Origin of the sequence: Mycobacterium sp. (genome assembly GCF_049608025.1) — a bacterium.
Lineage (GTDB): Bacteria > Actinomycetota > Actinomycetes > Mycobacteriales > Mycobacteriaceae > Mycobacterium.
Window position 1 is genome coordinate 1 of sequence record NZ_JBMYXC010000012.1, and the last position, 21164, is coordinate 21164.

Sequence of the window (21164 nt, forward strand, 5' to 3'; positions counted from 1 at the left end):
CGGGCGCGTGACACCCCGCACGGCCTGGGAGGCCACCGCAAAGGCTGCGGCCCCACGCCCCAAACCCGACCTGCCCTGGCTCCTTCCCCTCGCCCCGAAGCCCAAACGGCCCGCACCACAGCAACAGGACCTGCCCGCCGGCACCCGCATCATGACACTGAGTACCGCCGGCACGATCACACTCGCCGGCGTCACCTACAAGGTCGACGGACAACTGGCCTGCGAACAAGTCCTGGTCGTCACCGACGCCGAAACCATCATCGTGGCCGACCTAGACGGCGAAGTCCTCATCGAGCACACCCGCCCCGCACCTGGGGTGAAATACGTCGGCAACGGAAAACCCCGCGGCCAACGTCCCACAGCCGACAAACCGTCACCGAAGTCCTGACACACCACATGTCACCGATGTCCTGAAGCAGAACTGTCACCGATGTCCTGAGACATCACAGCAAGACCGACTAAGGAACGCTCGATTATCGAACAAATGTTCGATACCGTGACGGGGTGGGTTGGCACAACGGTCCGCCGAGTTGGACGGAAATGGAGCGCGTCCTCAGTGGTCGATTAACCAGTGGTCGATTAACCAGCGGTCGACTATCCCGACCCGCCGAGGTTGGCGATGGTGGTGACAGTCCGGCTTGGTCACGTGAGCGGGGCGGGTACGAACCCAGGGCGCTGGAGCGCGAGGGTTCCGCCGGCCTGAATCCGAAGTCCAATTCGGGCTCGAGCGCGACGCCTTACGCCGAACTGCACACTCATTCGGCTTACAGCTTTCTCGACGGAGCCAGCACGCCCGAAGATCTCGTGGAGGAGGCCGCCCGGCTCGATCTGCGGGCCATCGCGCTGACTGATCACGACGGGCTCTACGGAGTTGTACGGTTCGCCGAGGCGGCCAAGGAACTGGACGTGGCCACGGTGTTCGGCGCCGAGTTGTCCCTGGGCGGTGGAAGTCGCACCGACGAACCCGACCCGCCGGGGCCGCATCTGCTGGTGCTGGCGCGGGGCCCGGAAGGGTACCGGCGACTGTCGAGGCAGTTGGCGTCGGCGCATCTGGCCGGTGGCGAGAAAGGTAAGTTGCACTACGACTTCGATACATTGACCGAGGCGGCAGGCGGGCACTGGAACGTCCTGACAGGATGCCGCAAAGGCCATGTTCGTCAGGCACTTTCAGCAGGTGGACCGGATGCCGCCGCAGTGGCGCTCGCCGAATTGGTCGACCGGTTCGGCCGCGACCGCGTCGTCATCGAGCTGAGCCACCACGGCCACCCGCTCGATGACGAACGCAACGCCGCGCTGGCCGACTTGGCCCCCCGCTTCGGCTTGAGGGTGATCGCCACCACCGCTGCGCACTTCGCCGAACCCGCCCGGGGGCGGCTGGCCATGGCGATGGGGGCGATCCGGGCCAGGCGATCCATGGATGAATCAGCGGGCTACCTTGCGCCACTGGGCGGCTCGCACCTGCGGTCGGGAGACGAGATGGCGCGGGTGTTCTCGCATTGCCCAGAGGTGGTGACGGCCGCGGCCGAGCTTGGTGAGCAGTGTGCTTTCGGGCTAGCCCTGATCGCCCCGCGATTGCCACCCTTTGATGTACCCGACGGGCATACCGAGAACAGCTGGTTGAGGCATCTGGTCGCCGAAGGCGCCCACGACCGCTATGGCACACCTGAGCACGCGCGGATCGCGTACGCCCAGATCGAACATGAGCTGAAGGTCATCGAGCAGTTGGAGTTTCCCGGCTATTTCCTGGTGGTACACGACATCACCCGGTTCTGTCGGCTCAACAACATCTTGGCTCAGGGCAGGGGATCGGCGGCCAACTCAGCGGTCTGCTACGCGCTGAAGATCACCAACGTCGACCCGGTCGCCAACGAATTGTTGTTCGAACGCTTCCTGTCGCCGGCCCGTGACGGACCGCCCGACATCGACATCGATATCGAATCTGACCTGCGGGAGAACGTGATCCAGTACGTTTACCAGCGCTACGGCCGCGAGTACGCCGCGCAGGTGGCCAACGTGATCACCTACCGCGGTCGCAGCGCGGTACGGGATATGGCTCGCGCACTGGGATTTTCCCAGGGCCAACAGGATGCCTGGAGCAAGCAGGTCAGCCGATGGAACGGTGTTGCCGGCTCGCCGGACCTCGAGGGCATCCCGGAGCAGGTCGTCGACCTGGCCAGGCAGATCTCCGACCTGCCCAGGCACATGGGAATTCATTCCGGTGGCATGGTGATCTGTGACCGTCCGATTGCCGACGTATGCCCGGTCGAGTGGGCCCGGATGGAAAACCGCAGCGTGCTGCAGTGGGATAAAGACGACTGCGCGGCAATCGGTTTAGTGAAGTTCGACCTGCTGGGTCTGGGCATGCTCTCGGCTTTGCACTACGCCATCGACCTGGTCGCCGAACACAAGGATATCGAGGTGGACCTGTCCAGGCTGGATCTGGGCGAGCACGCCGTGTACGAGATGCTGCAGCGGGCGGACTCCGTCGGAGTCTTCCAGGTGGAGTCGCGGGCGCAGATGGCTACGTTGCCCAGGCTGAAGCCGCGGGTGTTCTACGACCTGGTGGTCGAGGTGGCGCTGATCCGTCCGGGGCCGATCCAGGGCGGCTCGGTGCACCCCTACATCAGGCGGCGCAACGGGCTGGAGCGTGTTACTTACGACCACCCGTCGATGGAGTCAGCTTTACGAAAGACATTGGGGGTACCGCTGTTCCAGGAACAGCTTATGCAGTTGGCCGTTGACTGCGCCGGATTTTCCGCAGCCGAAGCCGACCAGTTGCGCCGCGCAATGGGCTCGAAACGCTCGACGGAGAAGATGCGGCGGCTGCGGAGCCGCTTCTTCGCCGGGATGGCCGAACTGCACGGCGTCACCGGGGAGGTGGCCGAACGCATCTACGAGAAGCTGGAGGCATTCGCCAATTTCGGTTTTCCGGAAAGTCATTCGCTGAGCTTCGCGTCGCTGGTGTTCTACTCGTCGTGGTTCAAGTTGCACCATCCAGCGGCGTTCTGTGCCGCGCTGCTGCGGGCGCAGCCGATGGGTTTCTACTCCCCGCAATCGCTGGTCGCCGACGCTCGCAGGCACGGCGTGGTTGTCCGGGGCCCGGATGTCAACGCCAGCCTCTCGCACGCCACTCTGGAGAACCATGGTCTGGAGGTGCGGCTCGGGCTCGGCAGCGTTCGTCATGTGGGCAAAGAGCTGGCCGAGCGCTTGGTCAAGGAGCGGAATATCAACGGCCCCTTTACTTCTCTGCTTGATCTGACCGGTCGTCTGCAACTTTCTGTGCCACAGACCGAGGCGCTGGCCACCGCCGGGGCGTTGGGCTGTTTCGGGGCCTCCCGGCGGGAGGGGTTGTGGGCTGCAGGTGCTGCGGCCACCCAGCGTCCCGATCGGCTGCCTGGGGTCGGTTCGTCGTCGCACGTCCCGTCGCTGCCCGGGATGACCGAGCTGGAACTGGCGGCCGCCGACGTATGGGCGACCGGGGTTTCGCCGGACAGCTATCCGACCCGGTTCCTGCGGGAGGATCTCGACGCGCTGGGCGTGGTTCCCGCCGACCAGCTGCTGTCGGTGCCAGACGGCACCCGGGTGCTGGTGGCCGGGGCTGTCACGCACCGGCAACGTCCGGCCACAGCGCAAGGGGTGACGTTCATGAATCTCGAGGACGAGACGGGGATGGTCAATGTGCTGTGCTCGCCGGGGTTGTGGTCGCGCCATCGTCGGCTGGCGCAGACGGCCTCGGCGCTGGTGGTGCGCGGGATCGTGCAGAACACCACCGGCGCGGTGACCGTGATCGCCGACCGGATGAGCAAGCTCAGCATGCGGGTGAGTTCGCGGAGCCGTGACTTCCGCTGACCCGTCCCCGCGAGCGCGCGCGTTTGCACGCCGACGCGCCGCAAACTGTGGCATTTTGAGCGCGTTCGGCGCACGCGACAGCGACAATCCCGCCGAATGTAGTCTCGCAGGATGCCTCTGAACCTGTCCGCAGACGAAGTCCTGACCACCACCCGTTCGGTACGCAAGCGGCTGGATTTCGACAAGCCAGTCCCTCGCGACGTATTGATGGAATGTCTGGAGATCGCGCTGCAGGCGCCCACCGGGTCGAACAGTCAAGGCTGGCAATGGGTGTTCGTGGAAGACGCGGACAAGAAGAAAGCCCTCGCCGACATCTACCGGACCAACGCGACGCCCTACCTGTCGGCGCCCAGGCCCGCCCACGGTGACATCCGCGACGAGCAGTTACCTCGTGTCTACGACTCGGCGATGTACCTCAACGACCACTTTCACGAAGTTCCGGTGATGCTGATCCCGTGTCTGGAAGGCAAGCCGGACAACACTCCGTCCGGTGCCAGCGCGGGCTATTGGGGTTCGTTGCTCCCTGCGGCGTGGAGTTTCATGTTGGCGTTGCGTTCCCGCGGGCTGGGGTCGGCCTGGACGACGCTGCACCTTCTGGGCGACGGCGAGCGGCAGGCAGCCGAACTGCTCGGCATCCCGTTCGATCAGTACAGCCAGGCGGGGCTATTCCCGATCGCCTACACCAAGGGCACCGACTTCCGCCCGGCCAAGCGGCTGCCGGCCGAGCAGCTGAGCCATTGGGACACCTGGTAGCGCCCGACGAGGTACGTGCGGAGCGGGTGTCCGACGATCAGGTCGCCCCGGAGAATCCGTGTTGACGCCAGGCTTCGTAGACGGCGACGGCGGCTGCGTTGGACAGGTTCAGCGACCGTCGGCCGCTGAGCATGGGAATCCTCACCTGCGCGGTGATGTGCGGGTCAGCCAACGTCGTCTGCCCGAGGCCGGTGGGCTCCGGGCCGAACATCAGCACATCACCGGGTTGGTAGGAGACGTCGGCGAACGACGTGGTGGCGTGTGCGGTGAAGGCGAAGACGCGAGCCGGCGTTACCGCCGTCCAGGCTGCGGTGAGGTCAGGGTGCACCGTCACCGACGCGAGGTCGTGATAATCCAGCCCGGCGCGGCGCAGCTTGGGTTCGGCCAAGTCGAACCCAAGCGGTTCGACCAGGTGTAGATCGGCCCCGGTGCCTGCCACCATCCGGATCGCGTTACCCGTATTGGGGGCGATCTGCGGTGAATAGAACATCACTTTGAACACAACACGGCCGTCCTTCCTGTGCGAGGGTGCTTGGCGAGGATGCTTGGCGCGGATGCTTGGAAGGTTACGACGCATGCTGGCCAAGGCGGTAGATGAGGTGACCCAACTGCTGGCGAGGATCGACTCAAACACCATCAGAGACAACCCCGCTCAGGGAGGCCGCACCTCGATCACGCCGCGGCTACGTGCGCTGCGCCCGTTCGATGGCCCTTGCCGGGTATAGCTGGGTGAATCTGACCGCGAACGCGAACAACGTGATCGGGAGAACCCAATTCGCCCAGTCGCGGGTTGGCGGATTGTTATCAGCGATGAGTTCGAGTACGGCGATGGCCGCGAACACCGAACCCCACACGAAAGTCACGACCCGATTGATACGTATGAACACGGGCTGGTCCCACTCCTCGGGTGAGACATACTCGCGCGCGTATTCCGCAGTGATGGGTGTGAACAGCAGGGATACGAACGCCAACAGGGCCAGTGCTGCGGCGGCGATCACGGTGGAATGTACGTCTGTTGCCTCTGCGTACCTGGCGCCGAGTACGACGCCCGCAACGACCAACCCCGCGAAGAACACGATGGTTACGGCATCGAACACCTTCAGTCCGGAACGGATCGTCGGGGCGGCGAATATCAGCGCTACCGCGAGGGCGGTCACTGCCGCAGAGAACCATCCCGCCGGGCTGTTGGTGACAAGCCAGTAGATGGCCCACGGTGCAAATGCGGCGACCGGGCTCAGTCCGATACGTTGAGCCAATGTGGGTGGCTGGGCCCCCGGAGCGCTCATCAGCCTGCGCAGGTCTTCGTTAAGGCCCGCCGCGGGTGGCTTCCGCGCGGGCGGGTCTCGAGCTTCGGTCATCGGCATCTCCCTGGTACAAGGCCGTTTGCGCAAAAGCGTACTGAATCGTCCCCCACGGGATCTGCCGAACATGACTGCCTGGGTCCATAGATGTGAAGACCGGGTACACGCCACGATGGGCCGACGCCGGAGAGGCTGGAGGTCAGCCGTCGCCACCACCGGCATGCCTGGCATCAGACCGCTTTCGTTGTCGGGCAGGGTGTCCAGCTGCAGAAAATCTGATCCCGACCAGGTGGCGCGCGGCCACACCCGCCCGATGCCAGATCAGCCCCTGGGCAACCTTCTTATACTCGACAGATGAGATCGGCATCGACAATGCGTGTGGTGTGAATGGTTGAGCAGAGCATCTGGATGCAGAAGGTCGCCGCCGATCCGGGACATTCGCACTGGTACGTCGAGCGCTTCCGCGCTATGGCGCGCGCCGGTGATGACCTGGCCGGTGAGGCGCGGCTGGTGGATGCGATGGCACCCCGCGGATCCCACATCCTCGATGCCGGATGCGGACCCGGCCGTCTTGGCGGATATCTGGCCACGGTCGGTCACCGTGTGGTCGGTGTCGACGTCGACCCGGCCCTCATTGAGGCAGCTGAACAGGACTATCCCGGGCCGCGCTGGCTCGTCGGCGACCTCGCCGAACTCGACCTCCCGGCGCGCGGCATCACCGAACCGTTCGACGTCATCGCCTCGGCCGGCAACGTCATGACCTTTCTTGCCCCGAGTACCCGAATCCAGGTGCTCGGCCGGCTACGCGCGCACCTTGGTGGCGACGGTCGTGCGGTGATCGGGTTCGGGGCCGGTCGCGAGTACGCGTTCGCCCAGTTTCTCGCCGACGCCGCAACTGCCGGGTTCGCGCCCGATCTGCTGCTGTCGACCTGGGATCTGCAACCGTTCACCGATGATTCCGATTTCCTCGTCGCGGTCCTTCGGTCCGCATAAGGCATTCGGCATTCGGTGCCGGCAGACGCCGCACCGGAGTGGCCGTCGTCGCGTGCAACGTTCGTGGCTCACGGGTTCGCCGACTCCTCTGGTGCTCACGGGGGACTGGGCAGACCGAGTGAGGTGGCTGCCATTATCGTTCAATTGCCAGGCTCGCCCGGCATGCCCGGTCGCGCGACTGCGCTATCAGCAGGAGCCTTATCAATGACAGTCGATCAATACATCGCGGGCGCCCCCGCCGACAGTGTGGGTGGCCGGTGACGTTCGACCGGCCGGCGCCGGCCGCAGGCTGACGGGGTGGACGCTTACGAAGTGGACCGGGAATTCGACGGTCACGACTTTCGCGACGACGATCTCAGTCGTCTGAGCACCGAACGTGTGGTTTTCACCGGATGCGACTTCTCCGGTGTCGACCTGTCCGAGTCCCAGCACGTCGGCTCCGCGTTCCGCAACTGTACTTTTCGGCGGACTTCGCTGTGGCACAGCACGTTTAGCCATTGCAGCTTTATCGGGTCGACGTTCATCGAATGCAGGATGCGGCCGTTTACGCTGGTCGAGGTCGATCTCACGCTGGCCGTGCTCGCCGGTGCCGACCTGCGAAAGGTCGATCTGTCCGACTGTAGGCTGCGCGAGGCCAGCCTCGTGGGTACTGACCTGCGCGAGGCGGTGTTGCTGCGCGCTGACCTGACCGGGGCCCGGGTTCAGGATGCCCGACTTGAGGGTGCTGATCTGCGCGGCGCACGTGCCGAGCCGACCTTCTGGACCACCGCGAGACTGCGGGGCGCCAAGGTCGACATCGAGCAGGCGCTGGCCTACGCAGCAGCCCATGGGCTGGACATCGGCGGGTGACTGATAATGCCCCGCTGCTCGGCAGACAGAGCTAAGCCTTGAGCCTGATCCGCCAGCGCACAAACCCGAGGTAGAACACGCTGATCGCGACCAGCATCGCCATATCGAACATCCACGCGCTAGGGGTGTGTTCCCAGTGCCGGTCATTCGGCGTCAGCGGGCCCGGCACCAACCTGATGAGGTCGACGGTCGATGCCGACGACGCGAAACCCCAGCGGGCCGGTGTCGCCCACGACATCTGGTCGAGGACGACGCGGCCGGTGACCGGGATCATGCCGCCGGAGAACACCAGTTGGCTCATGATCGCCACCACCAACAGCGGCATGATCTGCTCACTCGACTTCGCCAGCGCAGACAGAGCCAAGCCGACCATGGCCGCGGCCACGCACGTCACCGCGACGTCGACGAACAATTCCAGGCTGCGGTTGCCGATCACCGCGCCGCTGTCGACGGCCCCCGGCCCCCACCCCTTGCCCACGATCGCGATCGACGAGACGATCGCGGCCTGCACGATGGCGAAGGCGGTGAATACGAGAACCTTCGCCATCAGGTAGGCCGACGTGGACAGGCCGACGGCCTGCTCGCGCTTGAAGATGGCCCGCTCGCCGATCAGGGCCCGGATGGTCAGGGCGGTGCCCATGAAGATTGCGCCGACGTTGAGCATCACCAGGATCTGTCCCGGTTCGTTGGGCGCTGCACCGCCCTCCATCGCCGTCTTCGGGACGCCGAACCCGACGTCGCCGGGCACCGACAGGGACAGCACGCCCATGATGAACGGCAGCAGCATCAGGAACGCGAAATAGCCCCGGTCGGAAACCACCAGCCGGATCTGGCGCCGCGCGATCGTGGACAACTGCCTACGCACGCTGGTGCGGGTCGGATTGCCCAGATCAGACGGAGTCAATGCGGGCGGCGGGGGCGGGGGAGGTCCATGCTGGGTGAGGAAGCGCTGCGCTGCACCGTCCGGGTCTCCGGCGACGCGGGAAAAGATGTCGGCCCAGTTCGTGGTGCCCATCGACGGGCCGATGTCGCTGGGCGGGCCGTAGAACGCGGTCTTTCCGCCTGGGGCGAGCAACAACACCTGATCGCACACATCGAGATAGGTCAGCGAGTGGGTGACGACGAGCACCACGCGGCCGGCATCAGCGAGCTGGCGCAACATCGACATCACCTGGCGGTCCAGGGCGGGGTCCAGGCCAGAGGTCGGCTCGTCGAGGATGAGCAGCGACGGGCCGGTCAGCAGTTCGAGTGCGACCGAGGCGCGCTTGCGTTGCCCGCCGGAGAGCTTGTCGACGCGGGTGTCGAGGTGCTCGGTCATCTCGAGCTCTTGGAGCACCTCGTTGACGACCTGGTCGCGGTCGGCCTCGGTGGTGTCGGGTGGAAGACGGAGCTCGGCGGCGTACATCAACGCCTGCCTGACGGTCAGTTGGCCGTGCACCACGTCGTCTTGGGGCACCATCCCGATGCGGGAGCGCAGCGAGGCGTACTCGCTGTGAACGTCGTGGCCTTCGAACGACACCTGGCCCGTCGTGGGGTGGGTGTAGCCGGCGACCAGCCGCGCGAACGTCGACTTGCCCGCACCCGAGGGGCCGATCACGGCGGTCAGCGTCCCGGGCCGGGCCGACATGGAGATGTTGTCCAGCAGCGTCTTGTTGCCCTCGATGGTCCAGGTGACGCCGTGGACGTCGAGTCCGCCGGTTGCGGTGTCGGCGGCGGTCTGCGTGCGGCGTACCAGCGTGCCATCGCGGAAGAGTAGGTCGACGTTGCCGATGGTCACGGTGTCACCGTCAGTGAGCGGCGCGGTGTCGACGCGGGCGCCGTTGACGAAAGTGCCGTTGATGCTGCGGTTGTCGCGGATCTCGGCGGTCCCGGGGCCGCGGGCCGCCGGGACCAGCGTGGCGTGGTGGCGTGAGGCCAGCACGTCCGGGATGACGATGTCGTTGTCGCCTGCCCGGCCGATCTTGATCGATCCCGTCGGGACATCTGCAGCGCGTCCGGGTCGCAAGATCTTGAGCATGTTGGTCGCGAGGTTGCCGTCGCCGGGCCGCGGTGCGGCAGCCGGGCCCATCAGCGTGGGGGACTCCTGCCCGGGCGAGGAGATCGACTGCGGCACCGGTGCCGGGCGTGCGGGAGGTGCGCTGGGCGAAGGAGTTCCCGGTCCGGTCGGGTACGGTCCCGGTCCGGATTGATACTGCCCAGGCTGTGGGCGCCACCCCGTCGGTGGCGGTTGCTGACTGGGCCGGGTCACGCTGGGCCGAACCACCGGGACCACCGCGGTGGGAGGCGGCGAACCCGCCGATCCCTGATGACGGCCGACCTCGAACGTGAGCAGTGGCCCGTCAGCGTTGCCGACGTGAATCTGCTGGCCGTCGGTGAGGTCCACGGTGGGTACCCGGCGGCCATTGACGTACATCCCGTTGAGACTGCCGTTGTCGATGGCGGTCCACCGGCCCTGCTCGGAGCGCAGCACGAGGTGGGCCCGGGAGATCAACGGGTGCGCAATGCGGACGTCGGCGCGCAGGTCCCGACCGACGACGACGTCGGTGCCAGGGGCGAAAGTGCGCGGGGATCCGTCGTACCGAACAGTCAGCGCAGGGGATGCTGGTCGGCTCATCGGGGGAAACTCTATCGGTAGACGGTCCGGTGGCGATCTGCCACCGGACGGTGTTCGTGATCTGTTGCAGCGCCGTTATCTGGCCCTCCGGCACCAACACGTCGAGACCGCGAGGTTGGGTGTCACCGCGCAGCGCGGGCGCGCCGAGCGGTTCAGTGCACGAACGGTTTTCGACCTCAGCGGCGTAGCTGCGATCGTCGCGGACCGCGCTTCGCGGCGCGGTCAGCGCCCCTGGGTGGTCGGCGACCCGGTGATGACACAGTGTGTGTGGGTGTAGATGGTGGCCATGCACTGATTGCAGTGGTTGCACACCGACTGCAACGAGCGCGCCGGCCCGTCCGCCTGAATCCGGTTGATCAGGTCAGGCTCGGCGAGCAGCGCGCGCCCCATCGCGACGAAGTCGAAACCCTCGTCCATGGCGAGGTCCATCGTCTCGCGGTTGGTGATACCGCCGAGCAGGATCAGCGGCATCCTCAGCTCGGCACGGAACAGCCGGGCGTCGCGCAGCAGATAGGCGTCCCGGTAGGGGTACTCACGCAGGAACTTCTTGCCCGTCATCCGGATGCCCCAGCGCAGCGGCGGTTTGAATGCCGCCGCAAACTCCTTGATGGGGACGTCGCCCCGGAACAGGTACATCGGGTTGACCAGCGAGCTGCCGGCGGTGAGCTCGATGGCGTCCAGGCCGCCGTCCTGCTCGAGCCACTGCGCGGTCTGCAACGCCTCCTCGGTCGAGATACCGCCGCGCACCCCGTCGGTCATGTTGAGCTTGGCCGTCACCGCGATCGGTGTGCCCGCCTGCTCGACCGCCCGGCGCACGGCCAGCACCGCAGCGCGGGCCACCTTGGCGCGGTTGGCCAGCGATCCGCCGAACTCGTCGGTGCGCCGGTTGATCAGTGGGGACAAAAAGGCGCTCGCGAAGTAGTTGTGTCCCAGGTGGACCTCGACGGAGTCGAAGCCGGCGTCTATCGCGCAGCGCGCCGCGTTGGCGTGGGCCTCGACTATGTCGTCGATGTCCGCTCGGGTGGCTTTCTTGGCGAAGCGCATCGACAGCGGGTTGAAGAACCGTACCGGCGCATAGGCCTTGGCCTTGTTGGAGCGGGCATTGGCCACGGGCCCGGCGTGGCCGATCTGCGCGCTGATCGCCGAACCCTCGGCGTGAATCGCGTCGACGAGGCGCCCAAGCCCCGGCATGGCCTCGGGACGCCAATAGATCTGCTTGCCCTCGGTGCGCCCGCCCGGCGTCACCGCCAGGTACGCGACAGTCGTCATGCCGACCCCGCCGGCCGCCGGAAGGCGGTGATAGGTGATCAGGTCATCGGTCACCAGCGCGTCGGGGGTGGCACCCTCGAACGTCGCTGCCTTGATGATGCGGTTGCGCAGCGTCACCGGACCGAGCCTGGCGGGGCTGAAGACGTCATGCGGGGCTGTCATATCTTGGGAGCTTGCCACGCCGGCCCCGCGGAGATCGCCGACGGTGGAGAAATTGGAGCCTGACAGAATGACCGTCGTGGGTGCGATCACATTGGACGGTAAGGCCACGCGCGATGAAATTCTCGTTGACCTGAAGGAGCGCGTTGCCCGCCTCACCAAGGCAGGGCGGACTCCGGGGCTGGGCACTGTTCTGGTGGGCGAGGACCCTGGTTCGCGGGCCTATGTCCGCGGTAAGCACGGCGACTGCGCCAAGGTCGGCATCAACTCGATCCGCCGTGACCTGCCGGCCGACATCAGCCAGGCGGCACTCGAGGAGATCCTCGACGAGCTCAACGCCAACCCCGACTGCACCGGCTACATCGTGCAGTTGCCGTTACCCGAGCAGCTGAACGAGAACGCGGCGCTCGAGCGGGTGGACCCCGGCAAGGACGCCGATGGGCTGCACCCGATGAATCTCGGCAGGCTGGTGCTCAACGAGCCCGCGCCGCTGCCGTGCACCCCCCGCGGGATCGTGCACCTGCTGCGGCGCTACCAGGTGGAGATCGCGGGTGCGCACGTCGTCGTCATTGGGCGCGGTGTCACTGTTGGTCGCCCCCTGGGGCTGCTACTGACCCGGCGCTCGGAGAACGCCACGGTGACGTTGTGCCACACCGCGACCCGCCAGCTGCCCCAGATCACCCGCGAGGCCGACATCATCGTGGCCGCAGCCGGGGTGCCGCACATGGTGACGGCCGATATGGTGCGCCCGGGTGCGGCCGTCATCGACGTCGGGGTCAGCCGCGACGACGCGGGCAAGCTCGTCGGCGACGTGCGTCCTGACGTGTGGGAGGTGGCCGGCCATGTCTCGCCGAACCCGGGCGGTGTCGGCCCACTGACGCGGGCGTTTCTATTGACCAATGTTGTCGAGTGCGCCGAGCGGTCGATGAGCCAGTGAGCGCTTGCGCGAAGAGCCGATGAAACTGCGGGAGTTCACCCACAAGGTGTTCGGCGTGCAGTGGCCGATTCTTCTGGTCGGCGCCTTCCTGGTGGTGGCCTTCGCGTTGGTGGCCGCAGGCTATTGGCGCCGAGGCGCGCTGGTGATGGCGATTGGCGTGGGTGTCGCGGCCGCTCTGCGTTTGACCCTCACCGATGAGCGAGCGGGGCTGCTTGCAGTGCGCACCCGGACATTTGACGTTCTCACCACCGCGTCGCTCAGCGCAGCCGTGCTCTACATCGCGTGGACCATCGATCCGCTCGGAACAAGTTAGTCCCCGCTGCTTTGCGCGCGAACGTGCCATACCAGCAACGGCTTTGGTGCGTGCCCGTCGAGGGGGACGAGGTGGCTCAGGCGAGCGTGGCCCGGATGCACACCGTGATGTAGGGCAGGGCCAGTCCGCTGACGTTGGCCAGGGCAGGGTGGGTGGCCAGCAGTTCGCGTACGCGATCCAGCGTGCGGGCCCGCACCCGCTCCGGTGAGGTGATGCAGTAGCTGCGCGAGGCCACCAGGTCGATCAGCGCCTGCGGCGTCAGATAGCTGGTCCAGTCGATCTGTTCGCGCTGGATGTCGGTGAACGGGGCGGGCAGAGCCGCCGACTGGCTGAACGGGTCGGCCTCATGGCCGATGACGTGGCCCAGGTCCTTGACCCAACCCAGGCGCTCGTCGCGGTTGTTCCACACCAGACCGAGCCGACCGCCTGGGCGCAGCACGCGGGCCACCTCCTTGATCGCGCGTCCCGGGTCGAACCAGTGCCATGCCTGGGCGACCAACACCGCGTCGACGCTGTCGTCGGGCAGCGGGATCTCTTCGGCGGTACCCAGCAGCGCAGGCGTGTCGGGCAGCGCGCTGCTCAGCAGGTCGAGCATCTCGGGGATCGGGTCGACAGCGATGACGTCGAGGCCGCGTTCTACCAGCCGGGTGGTGAGCTTGCCGGTGCCGGCGCCCAGATCGAGGACATCGCGCGCGTCAGATGGCAGCAGCCAGTTGATCGCTTCAGGTGGATAGGACGGCCGCCCCCGCTCGTAGGCCGCAGCTTCGGCACCGAACGACAGTGACCGCTGCTCGGGGGCACCGGTCACGGCGACGCCATCTCCAGCGTCCGGCGGATCAACTCCCCGACCGCTTCGGTCTCCAGCAGGAAGCCGTCGTGGCCGTACACCGATTCGAGGACATCGAGACCTTGACAGCCGGGCAGCAATTCGGCCAACTCTTCCTGCAAGCGCAGCGGGTACAGCCGGTCGGAGGTGATGCCGCCCACCACCGTCGGTACCGGGCAGCCGCGCAGGGCGGCCTCTACTCCGCCGCGGTCGCGTCCGACGTCGTGGCTGGACAATGCGTCGGTGAGCGCGACGTAGGTACCTGCATCGAAGCGCGCGAGCAGCTTTTGGCCCTGATGTTGGAGATAGCTCTGCACGGAGTATCGACCGCCGGAGGTTGGGTCCTCGTCGCCCTGCGGGTCGTTGCCGAACCGGTCGTCCAACTCCGTCTCACCCCGATAGGTCAGGTGCGCGAAGCGTCGCGCGATCTGCACACCGACGTCGGGGGAGCGCCGGGTGCCGTGGTAGTCGCCCCCGCGCCAGTTCGGATCGGAGGTGATGGCGGCCACCTGGGTGCTCTGCGTTCCGATCTGGTCGGCAGTGGCCCGCGCCCCGACCGCCAGCACGAGTCCCGCGCGCACGCTGTCGGGATGGGTGACAATCCACTCGAGGGCGCGCGCGCCGCCCATCGAACCACCGATCACCGCCGCGACCTCGGTGATACCCAGTTTGGCCAGCACAGCTACGTCTGCAGCCACCTGGTCGCGTATCGATATCGCGGGAAACCTTGACCCCCAGGGCTTTCCATCGGGAGCTGGCGAGCTGGGGCCGGTGGAGCCCCGGCATCCGCCCAGGACGTTGGTCGAGATAGCGCACCAGCGGTCTGTGTCGATCGGCGCGCCGGGACCGGCGACCCCGTCCCACCAGCCCGGCGTGGGGTGCGCAGCTCCGGCCGGGCCGGTGATGTGGGAGTCACCGGTCAGCGCGTGGAGCACGACCACGACGTTGTCGCGCTGGGGTGAGAGTTTCCCCCAGCGCTGCACCGCAATCGACACATCGTCGATGACCTCGCCGTTCTCCAGCTTCAGCGCGCCGATATCGACGACGGCGACCTCACCCTCGCGGGGAAGCGTCACGCGCTCGTCGGCTCTCACATCCATGATTGTCACGTCACAACCCTCAGGACGATGCCACTGTGAGCGAATCGGTACCCGACAGCCGAGGAAGAGCTCCGGCCGCGGCGAAGCCCCGCTCTAGATCGGCGAGGAGATCGTCGATGCCCTCGATACCGACGGCGAGCCGAACCAGGCCCGGTGTCACGCCGGTCGCGAGCTGTTCCTCGGGAGAGAGCTGTGCGTGGGTCGTCGACGCCGGGTGGATCACCAGCGATCGGACGTCGCCGATGTTGGCTACGTGACTGTGCAGTTTCAGCGCATTCACGAACGCCTTTCCCGCGTCGATGCCGCCGGCCAGCTCGAACGCCAGCACGGCACCGGTTCCTTTGGGCGCCAGCTTCTTTCCCAGCTCGTACCACGGTGAGGTGGGCAGGCCCGCATAGTTCACCGAGATGACGTCGGGGTGCCCGTCGAGATACTCGGCGACCTTCTGTGCATTGGACACGTGGCGCTCGACGCGCAGGCTCAGCGTTTCCAGGCCCTGGGCGATGAGGAACGCGTTGAACGGGGCGGCAGCCGAGCCGAGGTCCCGAAGCAGCTGCACGCGCGCCTTGAGTGCGTAGGCGGGCGGGCCCAGTTCGGCGAACACCACGCCGTGGTAGCTCGGGTCCGGCGTGGTGAAGCCGGGGAACCGCCCGTTGGTCCAGTCGAAGTTGCCGCTGTCGACGATGACGCCCGCGATCGCGGTTCCGTGCCCGCCGAGGTATTTGGTGGCCGAGTGCACCACGATGTCGGCGCCGTGCGCGATCGGTTGGATCAGGTACGGCGTTGCGATGGTGTTGTCGACGATCAGGGGGACGCCGGCCTCGTGCGCCACGGCCGAGACGCCGGGGATGTCGAGAATGTCGATCTGCGGGTTGGAGATGGTCTCGGCGAAGAATGCCTTGGTGTTGGGTTGGGCGGCGGCCCGCCAGGACTCCAGATCGTCGGGGTTATCCACAAAGCTCACCTCGATGCCCAGCTTGGGCAGCGAGTAGTGGAACAGGTTGTAGGTGCCGCCGTACAGCCGCGGGCTGGACACGATGTGGTCGCCGACTCCGGCGAGGTTCAGGATCGCGAATGTCTCGGCGGCCTGCCCGGAGGACAGGAACAGCGCCGCGACGCCGCCCTCCAGGGCCGCGATGCGCTGCTCGACGACATCCTGGGTTGGATTCATGATGCGGGTGTAGATGTTGCCGGGCTCGGCCAGGCCGAACAGCGCGGCCGCATGATCGGTGCTGTCGAAGGTGTAGCTGGTGGTCTGGTAGATCGGCAGGGCGCGCGCGTTGGTGGCGATGTCGGGTGCCTGCCCGGCGTGCACCTGCTTGGTCTCGAATGCCCAGGTGGCGGCGTCGGTCCCGGCGTCGGTGCTCGTCTCGTTGTCGGTACTCATTGATGTTCTCCTACCGAAGGGCGCCTGGCGGTGGGTTGGAATGCGCAGCAGTCATCGACAACTGCGCACTACCGACCTCGCCATCAGGTTTCCCCGTCTCGTCAGGGGGCCCGTGTCACAGCGGACCCGCGCTTGCCTTGCAGCCGTCATTCGCTGCTCAACCTGGTCATCACCCGGGGCACCCCACCGCGGTTGGAGGGTTGCCGACCAGCGAGCCGGGGCTTGACGCTGGCACTCATGACCGTGATGAAGACTATCGCAAGGTGGTGAGAAGGTGCTAGTGGGTGGGCGGTGCGGCCGTTTCCGTTAGGGTCGGCGGTCGTGACGGACACCCTGGGAGCAGGTCAGTGATCGTCAGCACCATCAACGTCAATGGCATCCGCGCGGCGGTGAAGCAGCGGTCTGCGGACAACCACGGCCTGCTGCGGTGGTTTGAGGAAACCTCGGCCGACGTGGTGTGCCTGCAGGAAACCCGGGCCGATGACGACCAACTCGCCGACGCCCTGTCGCCGGTACTGGACGGTGGCTGGCACCTGGCGTCGGCGCAGCCCCACATCAAGGGACGCAACGGTGTGGCGGTGCTGTCGCGTACCCCGTTCGACGGCATCAGGACCGGTTGCGGGGCAGAAGAATTTGCGCTGCATGGTCGCTATCTCGAGGTGGATGTCGAGGTGGGTGCCGCCGATCTGACGGTGGCCAGCGTGTATTTCCCGACCGGTGAGGCCGGAACTGACCGACAGTCGGAGAAGGAGCGCTTCATGGCCGCCGTCGCCGGCCGGATGGCGGCGCTCATGTCACGGTCGGTCGCGGCCGGAAGAGAGTCGGTGCTGTGTGGTGATTGGAACATCGCCCACACCGAGAACGACATCAAGAACTGGCGCGGCAACATCAAGAAGGCCGGTTTCCTCCCGCAGGAGCGCCAGTGGCTGACCGATCTGCTGGCCGCCGGCTGGGTCGATGTGGTGCGTCAGACGCATCCGGGGACGGCTGGTCCGTACGCGTGGTGGTCGTGGCGCGGCAAGGCGTTCGACAATGACGCGGGCTGGCGCATCGACTACCAGCTGGCTACGCCTGGTCTGGCGGCGCGGGTCGCGGGCGCGGGTACCGAACGTCCGGCCGCCTATGGGCTGCGGTGGTCCGACCACGCGCCGGTCACGGTCCACTACGCGTGACTTCGGCGTGTTTGTCACCGCTGAGAGCCGACAACCACGCCGAAACCGCCCTGCAGTGCGCGGGCCGACGGCTCGCCCGCGGTGCCTGCATCGGGCGCCGGGGGCGGGCAGTGGGAAAATGGCGACATCATGAGCTCAGATACCAAGCCGGTCGTCTTCTCCGGCGCGCAGCCCACCTCTGATTCCCTGCACCTGGGCAACGCGCTGGGGGCGGTCAGCCAGTGGGTGGAACTGCAGGAAGGCCACGACGCCTACTTCTGCGTCGTCGACCTGCACGCGATAACCGTCGCGCAGGAACCCGAGACGCTGCGCAGACGGACCCTGGTGACCGCTGCGCAGTATCTCGCACTGGGCGTTGATCCCGCCCGTGCGACGGTATTCGTTCAGAGCCACGTACCTGCACATGCCGAATTAGCCTGGGTGCTCGGGTGTTTCACCGGTTTCGGGTTAGCCTCGCGGATGACGCAGTTCAAGGACAAGTCGCAGCGTCAGGGTGCGGACGCCACCACCGTCGGGCTATTCACCTATCCGGTGCTGATGGCCGCCGACGTATTGCTCTACGACACCGAGTTGGTGCCCGTGGGTGAGGACCAGCGTCAGCACCTCGAGCTGGCACGCGACGTAGCCCAACGGTTCAATGCCCGCTTTCCCGACACTTTTGTGGTGCCCGAGGCGATGATCGGCAAGGCCACGGCCAAGATCTACGACCTTGCCGACCCGACGGCCAAGATGAGCAAGTCGGCCGCCACCGACGCCGGCCTGATCAGCCTGCTCGATGACCCAGCCAAGACCGCCAAGAAGATTCGCTCTGCGGTCACCGACAGCGAACGAGACATTCGCTTCGATCCCGATGCCAAGCCGGGGGTGTCGAACCTACTGACGATCCAGTCGGCGGTGACGGGCGCCGACATCGACAAACTGGTCGACAGCTACGTCGGTCGCGGATACGGCGACCTGAAGAAGGAGACCGCCGAGGCGGTGGTCGAGTTCGTGACGCCGATCAAGGCCCGGGTCGACGAATTCCTCGCCGACCCGGCCGAGCTGGAGAGCGTCTTGGCCGGCGGAGCCGCGCGGGCACGGGAGGTTTCTGGACAGACACTGCGGCGGGTGTATGACCGGTTAGGGTTTCTACCGACGCACTAGCTACAGGGGGGTCGGATGACCGCGCCGGACGGCTCGACCGAATCCGACGACAAGCCCGGCATTCTGGACCGGTTGCGCGCGCGGATGCCGTGGTTCGACCACGTAATGCGCGCCCAGAAGCGCTACAACGACTGCAAAGGCGACTTCTACGCCGCCGGGATCACCTACTTCACCATTTTTGCGTTGTTTCCGTTGTTGATGGTCGGGTTCGCCGTCGGCGGCTTCGTGCTGGCCAGCCGGCCCGAACTGCTCGCCGAGATCGGAACCCGCATCAGGGCCACCGTGAGCGGTGACCTCGGTCAGCAGCTCGTCGAGCTGATGGATTCGGCGATCCAGTCACGGGCGTCGGTAGGAATTATCGGCCTGGCCACCGCGACCTGGGTGGGGCTGGGCTGGATGAACAATCTACGCGAGGCGCTGAGTCAGATGTGGGGCCGCTTCCGCGACGAGCGCCCGGGATTCGTCCGCACCAAGCTCTCGGATCTGGGGGCGCTGCTCTCGGTTTTCGTGGCCATCGTCGTCACCGTTGCGCTGACGGCGCTGAGCAACAGCTCGCTGATAGAAAACATCCTGCACTGGTTCGGCATTGGGGACACCCGAGCCTTGAGCCTGTTCTTGTACTGGGTCTCGATCGCGCTGTCGATACTGGTGTCGTGGCTGCTGTTCACCTGGGTGATCGCTCGTTTGCCGCGGGAGTCGGTCAGCTTCCGTAGCAGTGTGAGGGCCGGACTCATCGCAGCGGTCGGGTTCGAAATCTTCAAGCTGGTCGCGGCGATCTACCTGCGGTCAGTGCTCACCGGTCCGGCGGGTGCGACGTTCGGTCCAGTGCTGGGGCTGATGGTGTTCGCCTACATCACGGCAAGGCTGGTGCTGTTTGCCACCGCCTGGGCGGCGACGACGCCGGAGAACCTGGGCGAAGACCTCGTCCCCGCACCGGGTCCGGCCGTCATCAGGAACCGGATCATCACCCGACCCGGGCTGGGGCCGTGGCAGGCGGCGGTCGCCGCCGGGGTGGGGGCGCTCGGCGCGCTGAGTATTTCGCGGTGGCGCAGGCGTTAATCGATGAGGCGTTGATCGATCAGGCGTCAATCGATCAGGCGTCGATCAATATTGAGGTCGGCGATTCATCGCCCGCGCGCCCATGATCAGGGTGAAGACGATGATGGCTCCGACCACACCCACCCCGACTCGGACAGGTAGAGCGTTGACATCAGGTAGCGCGGCGTTGGCATTGGTCTTGGTGACCGCGGCGGCCGGGTCCGCCCTGTTCGCGACCAGGGAGGGGTCGGGCTCAATCAGCGTGCCGACCTTGGTGCCCGGTGCGGTGGCGTATCCGTAGTCCAGTAGCCGGGCGGCCTGTTCCCAGGGGGCGATCGGCTGCCGGGTGCCACGTAGCAGGACGGCGACCAGGCGCCGACCGTCGCGGTTGGCGGCGCCGACGAATGTCTGCCTGGCGTCGTCGGTGTACCCGGTCTTCCCGCCGATTGCGCCCGGGTAGTTGTCGAGAAGTTTGTTGTCGTTCTCCACCGGGTAGCCGGCGCCGCCACGTCCAGGGAATGGGAATGACTGGGTGGCCACAATTTTCGTGAATATGGGGTTCTGCCAGGCATATCGGTAGAACAGCCCGATATCGTAGGCTGAGGTGCTCATGCCGGGGCCGTCGAGTCCTGACGGTGTCGCCACTCGGGTGTCTCGCGCGCCCAGTTGGCTGGCCAGGACATTCAGCTTGTTCAGCGCGGTGTCCATCCCGCCCATCTGCATAGCCAGCGAGTACGCGATGTCGTTTCCGGAGTACATCAGCAGGCCGTGCAGCAGATCGTTGATCGAGTAGAAGCCGCCCTCTCCGATTCCGACCTTCGTGCCCTCCTGCGCCGCGTCCTGGGCGGTGCCGGGAACCACCTTGTGTAGCGGTAGTTCGCGGATCGCCTGCATCGCGGTGAGCACCTTGATGATGCTGGCCGGGCGATGTCTGCCGTGCGGGTCTCGCGCGGCGATCACGTCACCGCTGTCGAGGTCGGCGACCAGCCATGCCTCCGCGGAGACATCTCCGGGTACCGGCGGCGTGCCGCGCGCGGTGATGATGCCGCAGCCTCTGAGTGCATCCCCGCCCAAGGGTTTGGCGGGCACGGGCAACGGTGCCGGGGGATCGCCGACCTTGGGGATCTCAGAGGAGTCAACCGCTGGGGGGGTCGTTACCCGGTAGGGGCAGGTCTTCGGGTCCGGCGTCGCGTTCGGATCGGCGGCAGCGAACGGGGCTGCGGCCAGCATCAACGTCGTGACCAGCGCCGACGCGCGCGTGGAGATTCGTCCTAGCATCGCCATCGTGTGCGCAGATTAGGCGATCGGTGGGGCGATATCGGGGAGCCACGCGGTGACTGGTGTGGTCAGAGTTTCAAATGTGACTTCGATCCGCGCCTGGCGGATGAGTCTCTCCCGCCGGGTCGGGTGTGGGCTCAGGCCCTGTCGGCGGGGCCGGAGAGGGGCAGACGTTTCTTATCA

Annotated in this window: 17 protein-coding genes, 1 pseudogene and 1 riboswitch; of the genes and pseudogenes, 10 read left to right on the plus strand and 8 right to left on the minus strand. The window is 66.4% G+C overall.

What is annotated here, in order from left to right; genetic code table 11:
- The 3 genes and pseudogenes from ACPGXI_RS06270 to ACPGXI_RS06280 all read left to right on the plus strand — a co-directional run.
- Positions 1-388: pseudogene (locus ACPGXI_RS06270) on the plus strand (IS481 family transposase); the annotation flags it as partial.
- Between the two features lie 116 nt (positions 389-504).
- Complete coding sequence (locus ACPGXI_RS06275; RefSeq protein ID WP_526650933.1) at positions 505-3849, plus strand: DNA polymerase III subunit alpha; 3345 nt, start codon at positions 505-507, stop codon at positions 3847-3849.
- Positions 3850-3960: 111 nt separating this feature from the next.
- Complete coding sequence (locus ACPGXI_RS06280) at positions 3961-4602, plus strand: nitroreductase family protein (RefSeq protein WP_526650935.1); 642 nt, start codon at positions 3961-3963, stop codon at positions 4600-4602.
- A 37-nt stretch (positions 4603-4639) separates the two neighbouring features.
- Here the strand turns inward: ACPGXI_RS06280 and ACPGXI_RS06285 are convergent, their stop codons facing one another.
- Both ACPGXI_RS06285 and ACPGXI_RS06290 read right to left on the minus strand, forming a co-directional pair.
- Positions 4640-5092: a tRNA (cytidine(34)-2'-O)-methyltransferase gene (locus tag ACPGXI_RS06285; protein WP_526651070.1), complete on the minus strand. Its 453-nt coding sequence runs from the start codon at positions 5090-5092 to the stop codon at positions 4640-4642.
- 193 nt (positions 5093-5285) lie between these two features.
- Entirely contained in the window at positions 5286-5960 is a 675-nt protein-coding gene (locus tag ACPGXI_RS06290) for a hypothetical protein (protein ID WP_526650937.1), read from the minus strand.
- Positions 5961-6290: 330 nt separating this feature from the next.
- Here ACPGXI_RS06290 and ACPGXI_RS06295 point away from each other — a divergent pair, with 330 nt between their 5' ends.
- Both ACPGXI_RS06295 and ACPGXI_RS06300 read left to right on the plus strand, forming a co-directional pair.
- A complete protein-coding gene (locus ACPGXI_RS06295; protein WP_526650938.1) occupies positions 6291-6896 on the plus strand; it encodes a class I SAM-dependent methyltransferase in 606 nt (201 codons plus the stop codon).
- Between the two features lie 297 nt (positions 6897-7193).
- Positions 7194-7745, plus strand: coding sequence for a pentapeptide repeat-containing protein (locus ACPGXI_RS06300; RefSeq protein ID WP_526650940.1), 552 nt, complete (start codon positions 7194-7196; stop codon positions 7743-7745).
- Positions 7746-7776: 31 nt separating this feature from the next.
- Here the strand turns inward: ACPGXI_RS06300 and ACPGXI_RS06305 are convergent, their stop codons facing one another.
- A complete protein-coding gene (locus ACPGXI_RS06305) occupies positions 7777-10359 on the minus strand; it encodes an FHA domain-containing protein (RefSeq protein WP_526650942.1) in 2583 nt (860 codons plus the stop codon).
- A gap of 222 nt (positions 10360-10581) precedes the next feature.
- The gene (locus tag ACPGXI_RS06310) at positions 10582-11790 is read right to left on the minus strand and encodes an NADH:flavin oxidoreductase (RefSeq protein ID WP_526650944.1); all 1209 of its coding nucleotides are present in this window, start codon (positions 11788-11790) and stop codon (positions 10582-10584) included.
- Positions 11791-11866: 76 nt separating this feature from the next.
- Between ACPGXI_RS06310 and ACPGXI_RS06315 the strand changes: the two genes are divergently transcribed.
- Positions 11867-12724: a bifunctional methylenetetrahydrofolate dehydrogenase/methenyltetrahydrofolate cyclohydrolase gene (locus ACPGXI_RS06315; RefSeq protein ID WP_526651072.1), complete on the plus strand. Its 858-nt coding sequence runs from the start codon at positions 11867-11869 to the stop codon at positions 12722-12724.
- A gap of 19 nt (positions 12725-12743) precedes the next feature.
- On the plus strand, positions 12744-13037 hold the full coding sequence (locus ACPGXI_RS06320; protein WP_526650946.1) for a DUF3017 domain-containing protein: 294 nt from the start codon (positions 12744-12746) through the stop codon (positions 13035-13037).
- A gap of 76 nt (positions 13038-13113) precedes the next feature.
- Here the strand turns inward: ACPGXI_RS06320 and ACPGXI_RS06325 are convergent, their stop codons facing one another.
- Genes ACPGXI_RS06325 through ACPGXI_RS06335 form a run of 3 tightly spaced genes read right to left on the minus strand, consistent with a single transcriptional unit; the run spans position 13114 to position 16350 of the window.
- A complete protein-coding gene (locus tag ACPGXI_RS06325; RefSeq protein WP_526650947.1) occupies positions 13114-13845 on the minus strand; it encodes a class I SAM-dependent methyltransferase in 732 nt (243 codons plus the stop codon).
- The gene (metX, locus tag ACPGXI_RS06330; protein WP_526650949.1) at positions 13842-14972 is read right to left on the minus strand and encodes a homoserine O-acetyltransferase MetX; all 1131 of its coding nucleotides are present in this window, start codon (positions 14970-14972) and stop codon (positions 13842-13844) included. The genes ACPGXI_RS06325 and metX overlap by 4 nt, the downstream gene beginning before the upstream one ends.
- A gap of 10 nt (positions 14973-14982) precedes the next feature.
- Positions 14983-16350: a bifunctional o-acetylhomoserine/o-acetylserine sulfhydrylase gene (locus tag ACPGXI_RS06335; RefSeq protein ID WP_526650951.1), complete on the minus strand. Its 1368-nt coding sequence runs from the start codon at positions 16348-16350 to the stop codon at positions 14983-14985.
- Positions 16351-16473: 123 nt separating this feature from the next.
- Positions 16474-16593: riboswitch (SAM riboswitch) on the minus strand.
- Between the two features lie 104 nt (positions 16594-16697).
- Here ACPGXI_RS06335 and ACPGXI_RS06340 point away from each other — a divergent pair.
- The 3 genes from ACPGXI_RS06340 (at position 16698) to yhjD (ending at position 19724) form a co-directional block, all read left to right on the plus strand.
- On the plus strand, positions 16698-17522 hold the full coding sequence (locus ACPGXI_RS06340) for an exodeoxyribonuclease III (protein ID WP_526650953.1): 825 nt from the start codon (positions 16698-16700) through the stop codon (positions 17520-17522).
- 129 nt (positions 17523-17651) lie between these two features.
- The gene (trpS, locus tag ACPGXI_RS06345) at positions 17652-18665 is read left to right on the plus strand and encodes a tryptophan--tRNA ligase (protein WP_526650955.1); all 1014 of its coding nucleotides are present in this window, start codon (positions 17652-17654) and stop codon (positions 18663-18665) included.
- Positions 18666-18680: 15 nt separating this feature from the next.
- Entirely contained in the window at positions 18681-19724 is a 1044-nt protein-coding gene (gene yhjD, locus ACPGXI_RS06350) for an inner membrane protein YhjD (protein WP_526650957.1), read from the plus strand.
- A 45-nt stretch (positions 19725-19769) separates the two neighbouring features.
- Here yhjD and ACPGXI_RS06355 read toward each other — a convergent pair whose 3' ends face one another.
- On the minus strand, positions 19770-20987 hold the full coding sequence (locus ACPGXI_RS06355; RefSeq protein WP_526650959.1) for a D-alanyl-D-alanine carboxypeptidase family protein: 1218 nt from the start codon (positions 20985-20987) through the stop codon (positions 19770-19772).
- Positions 20988-21164: the final 177 nt, after the last annotated feature.